The 5,465-nt window shown below is 47.7% G+C and carries 5 protein-coding genes; 3 read left to right on the top strand and 2 right to left on the bottom strand.

Features of this window, described 5'->3' with window-relative positions:
* On the top strand, positions 1–1,783 hold a 1,783-nt coding region (locus RMO35_RS22255), incomplete at its 5' end, for a tetratricopeptide repeat protein (protein ID WP_309744417.1).
* A gap of 40 nt (positions 1,784–1,823) precedes the next feature.
* Here the strand turns inward: RMO35_RS22255 and RMO35_RS22250 are convergent.
* Positions 1,824–2,672, bottom strand: a complete 849-nt coding sequence (locus RMO35_RS22250; RefSeq protein ID WP_309744415.1) for an Rpn family recombination-promoting nuclease/putative transposase — start codon at positions 2,670–2,672, stop codon at positions 1,824–1,826.
* A 48-nt stretch (positions 2,673–2,720) separates the two neighbouring features.
* Positions 2,721–4,205, bottom strand: a complete 1,485-nt coding sequence (locus tag RMO35_RS22245) for a glycosyl hydrolase family 57 (protein WP_309744413.1) — start codon at positions 4,203–4,205, stop codon at positions 2,721–2,723.
* 201 nt (positions 4,206–4,406) lie between these two features.
* Here RMO35_RS22245 and RMO35_RS22240 point away from each other — a divergent pair, with 201 nt between their 5' ends.
* Positions 4,407–4,886, top strand: a complete 480-nt coding sequence (locus RMO35_RS22240; protein ID WP_309744411.1) for a GNAT family N-acetyltransferase — start codon at positions 4,407–4,409, stop codon at positions 4,884–4,886.
* Between the two features lie 149 nt (positions 4,887–5,035).
* Positions 5,036–5,465 (top strand): rhomboid family intramembrane serine protease (locus RMO35_RS22235; RefSeq protein ID WP_309744409.1); only part of this gene is annotated, 430 nt, incomplete at its 3' end.

The following is a 5,465-nucleotide window of genomic DNA, read 5'->3' as shown; positions in this document are numbered from 1 at the left end:
CTGGATTTATCTGGGATTCGACAATTTGTTATCCCGATATGTCGTCCTCAAAGGCTTGCTAAATAGTGAAGATGCCGCGAGTGCGGCGGTAGCCTTAGCCGAACGGCAATTTTTGGCAGCAGTCAAACATCCGAATATCGTGGGGATTTACAACTTCGTCACCCACGATGCGGAAGGCTATATCGTGATGGAGTACGTCGGTGGCAAAACGCTTAAGGAAATTCGCAAAGCGCGAGGGACACTACCCGTATCGGAAGCCATTGCGTATATTCATCGGGTGTTGGGGGCATTTGCCTATCTCCACCAGCTCGGTTTGGTGTACTGCGACTTCAAGCCGGATAACGTCATGCTCGAAGGGGATGATATTAAGCTGATCGATTTGGGTGGTGCGCGTAAAATAGATGACCCCGACGGCGATATTTATGGGACGATCGGGTATGCTGCTCCTGAAGCTGGTGAAGGGCCGACAATTGTCTCGGATTTATTTACGATCGGGCGTACTTTAGCCGTATTAGTTACGAATATCTCTGGGTTTAGCACCGAGCATCAATACACTCTCCCCAGTGCCGAGTCGGATACTGTGTTTGCCCAGCAAGAATCCCTGTATCGCTTCTTGCTCAAAGCCACCGCACCAGCCGCCGACGATCGCTTCCAGAGTGCCGAAGAGATGGCGGAGCAACTTTTAGGCGTATTGCGCGAAGTTGTGGCTGTCGAGACTAATATGCCGCGTCCTGCGACTAGTCTACTGTTCGACGGCGATCGATTGGCGACAACATCAGGAGGCGATTTTAACCCGATCGAGCCTAGTTACTTGCATTTGCCCAATTTGCTCATCGATGCCAAAGACCCCGGCTTCAATGCCATTCTGAATGCCAGCATGATGACAGATCTCGATCGGCGGCTCGACCAATTGCGGCAAGTTGTCAAGCAACTACCCACCTCGATCGAAGCTAAGCTCCGACTGGCAAATAATTTCATCGATCGCGGCTGCATGGCTGTCCGTTCGCCACAAAGTAGCACCACTCCGGTGGCAATCGCTACTCATGACTATACCGAAGCCGAAATGTTCCTCGATCGAGTAGCCCAGCAAGATGCCTGGGATTGGCGGGTAGACTGGTATCGCGGTAAATGTCTCCTCGCTCAAAACCGCCCCCAAGAAGCCCAAGCAGCCTTCGATCGCGTCTATTTCGATCTACCAGGCGAACTCGCGCCAAAACTCGCATTTGCGCTCGCCGCCGAGCAAGGACAAAACTACAAACTCGCCGCCCAGATGTACGAACTAGTCGAGCGGACGGATCTCAATTATCCCACTGCTGCCTTCGGTTTAGCCCGTTGTCGCCTGATGCAGGGCGATCGCAACGCCGCCGTTACAGCTCTCCAACAAGTCCCACCCACATCCACTCTCTACACTAGAGCCAAAGTTGAAATTACGCGCATTTTAGTCGATCGACAATTACCCGTCGCTACGAATATTCCCCAACATCCCCAACCAACGATCGCCGAACTCAAATCGGCAAATGCCACAATCGAAGCCCTAACTTTGGAAGGAATTGAAAAGCATCGACTCGATCGGCAAGTATTAGAAACCGCTCTAGATTTACTCACATCAAAAGCAATTACCGCTCAGAATAATCTGATGATTTTAGGTCAACCTTTAGAGGAAATTAAGCTCCGCCAAGGGTTAGAAAAAGTCTTGCGATCGCTGGCACACTTGAGCACTGGCGAAGAGAAGATCGTGTTAGTAGATGAAGCAAATCGAGTCCGACCGAAGACTTTATTTTAGAGAGATTGCCAGTAATATTAGAAACATTGACTATCTTCCTTTAAGCTGATGTTCGTTGGCATAGCCTCTCTGAAAGAGAATCGAGATCTAGCCAGTTAATCAAATCTGCCATCTGGGTAAAGTCCAACAAATCCTCAGCGAGAGATTCGACTCGATCGAGTGTCAGACTATTTACTTGTGCCTGAATTTCAGGACTAATAGTTCCTAGCTTACGACTCAAAAGCTTCAGCACAAGCGATCTTTCGCCATCAACTGCACCCTCAGCCTTCGCATCCCGATATACTCTTGTCTGTTGTAACTCAATTCCTAACATCAGATCTACCTCATCTCTACTCAGATTATCGAACTTATACAAGACAATCGTGGATACTAAGTTAATTATATCTCTGCTACCCTGTGCCTGTCCGATTAGCCTTCTCGCTTCAGCTTTCGCCTTATCTCCCTCCAGCGTCGTCAACACCATCAAACCCAATTCGATCGATAACTCTTCTGTGTCTCCCAACTCATCCAAGTAAACTCTAGTAATCCGCCCACTCGCCAGCAGCTCTCGCACGATCTCTCTTCGAGATTGTTCGACGCGCCCAGATGGATAGATTACTACTGCTTGCCAATCCAAAAATAGATCGCGATGACGGTAGACATAGATACTAATTTCAGCAAGCATCCGCTCATAGAGCAACTCGTCGAGTTGAAATTGCGCTTCACAGAAATAGAGAATTCCAGATGGAGTGGGCGGGATAAACACCCCATCCATCCTAAATGCTGTTTCCTTTACCTCTATCGCATCAAAGACATATTCAGCAGCATTTTCAGGTGGGTTAGGAAGCAGCTCGAACAATAAAGTTGGTAATTGCTGAAATAACCGATAAAAAATCGTATCGCGGCGCATAAATACGGATGTATATTTACTAAAATTCGATCGGTTAAGTGGAATAAATTAGCTGCTTACTAACTCTAATCCCCGCCGATATAATTCTCGGGCGTACTCAGTCCATGTGCCTTGTCCCCAGTAGCGAAAACAACTAGTTTGCACCAACAAATTGTAGAGTAAAGCTGCTTGATAATCCGATCGAGTCGTCACTGTCGGGTCGGCGGCTACTAGTGCATCAAACTTTTGGTGAAAGAGCGCACTAAGTTGATACATCGGTTCGAGGACATTTTCATATCCTTGTACCCAACTGAGATTATCAGTCCAAGATGCACCATCCATATGAAATTGATGGTCGGTTGCCTTCAGTGCCACGATCGCATTTTCGACCGATTTTGTATCGGTTTGCGCTGGAGTAACTAATTGCCAAATTTTGTGCTGCTGCACGCCCTGACAGACTGGATAATCTGCTTCAGTGATGCCGATACTTGCGAGTAGTTCTAAATATTCCGTACCGTTGCAGCCGACAACACCATTAGTTTGACCCTTCATTTCTTGCCACGGACGGGGAAAATCGCGGGGGAATTCATTCATCATCACGCCACCATTTTCACCATCGGCAATTTGGGTGACTAGACAAGGAATCGATTTCCCTGCTAGTTGCTGTTTGCCGCGACTTTTTGCTTCATAATAAGGCTGCATTTGAGCGACTAATTTGGTATCCGAACCTTGGGTTTTAATTAAGGCGGTAATGCTAATTGTTTCGCCTTGAGAATTGCGAGCGACTAAGCGATTGGGTAAGTATTTATTATCTTGAGATAGACTCGCACCATCGAGCTGTTCGACAGAATGTTCCTGCACCATTAACCAACGATAACCGCATTCTTTGAGAGCTTTGATATAGGCATACAGGACATCGGGATGATTGGGGAGGTGCATCTCTGGGGGCGAGAAACCTTTGACGCGCTGGAGTGCCTCGATCCCGAAGATGGACGCGAAATGATGTTGCCATGCTTGGATCTGGAGTTTGATATCGGGAGTGGGGGTCGAAGGTACCACTGCATGGCTCCACATCGTCCCCAGCCACTCGACATGCGGCTGATACAGTCCGTCGCAGGTAATCTTTTTCAGGTGGTCTAGCACGTCATTTCGCCCCATCTGCTGCAATCCCCACAGCAAGTTTCCCGAATAGTCCAACATGATGCGGGGGTTGCAACCTTGTGCGACGAGATCGGGGATAAATTCACCCATCCGCGCATAGCACCAGGCAAACACACCCGCATTGTGATTGTCACCTTCACCTTGATGCTCGAACATATATTGCAGATGTCCGATAAGTTCACCCTGGGAGCCAGCCGGAATCGTGGGTTGGTGCATATGTAGCGCGCACGCAAATCCCGCAGTCATCTCGGCTAAATGTAGATTGCTAGTCGGGAGAAAGACTAATTCGGTATGGTTGACAGCAGCATTTATCTCCGCTTCTCGTCCGCAGATACTTGGAATTTCGGAGCCGATTTGGGCTAACTCAAACGTAGTGGCTGAAGTAGAAATCATGACTAGCTCCTAAATCTAACGATTTTCTACAATACCAAACTACATCAGTCCTTATCGTGGCGATCGGCTGAAACTTAACTCTTAGTAGTCACTGCACGTTAAGATCGGCGACGATCGTTTACACCTGTGTTGTCGGTGCGCTACGCTACGCGGTATCGCTACCGCTCTTGGAAGCGAGATGACCGATTTAATCTCCTGCATGTGACTACTTATCTTTTCCCCAACTCGACACAATATCAATTAGTTACGGGTAATACACTCGATCTGACGACCCTGCTGAAATTTCTCCAGATTACCTACCAAGAACTTTATCCCCAACAGCAAGATTATCAGCATCTCCAATCTACAGTCGATCGCTACTTGAGCGCCCAGACTCCATTATGGTTTGTCACGACAACCGATCGAGAGCGCAACTCGAAGATCGCCTGTCTGTGGGTAGGTATCGCCGTCGATCAAGTGACTGGAATTCGCCATCCAAATATTTTTTTAGTGTACGTCGAGCCGCTGTATCGTCGGCAAGGAATCGGTCGCGCATTGCTAGAACATTTAGAAACCTGGACTAAAGCGCAAGGTTATACTCAAATTGGGTTGCAGGTATTTACGACCAATCAACCCGCGATCGATTTATATCAGCAATTGGGTTATCAGCCTCGATCGATCTCGATGATGCGAGAGCTGTGAATTAGGCTTTGAATTAGGTTTTAGGCTTTAGGCTTTAGGTTTTAGGCTCTGGTCACTATCCACCATTCACTAATTCCAAAATCTATTCGGGAATTGTTAAACTTAAAGTAGTAGTTAGTATTAATTTCACCTAGGACATAAGTACAGCGATGAAAGCAGTAGTCGTCGAAATTAGAACTCAGATCTTGATGCTCGGGACGCTCGTGGGTTTGATGTGGGGACTGGAAATACTCGATACATTCGTGTTTAGACAGGGACTCGACCTTCTGGGCATTATCCCTCGTCAGGCGATCGGATTACGAGGGATTTTGTTTTCACCTTTCCTGCATGGTAATTTCGCGCATCTGAGCGCCAATACCGTGCCATTTATCATTCTCGGTTGGCTGATTATGTCGCAAAGTATCGCTAACTTTGTCAGCGTGTCAGTCATTTGTATGGTTTTGGGTGGTGTGGGTACTTGGTTATTTGGCGCTAGTAACAGCGTCCATATCGGTGCTAGTGGGGTAATTTTTGGCTACTTAGGATATCTACTCGCTCGCTACTATTTCGATCGCAGCGTTAGTTCGGGCATTATTGCTC

Source organism: Chamaesiphon sp. OTE_20_metabat_361, assembly GCF_031364565.1.
Note: the sequence above shows the minus strand (reverse complement) of the source record. Positions and strands in the feature narration are given on the sequence as shown.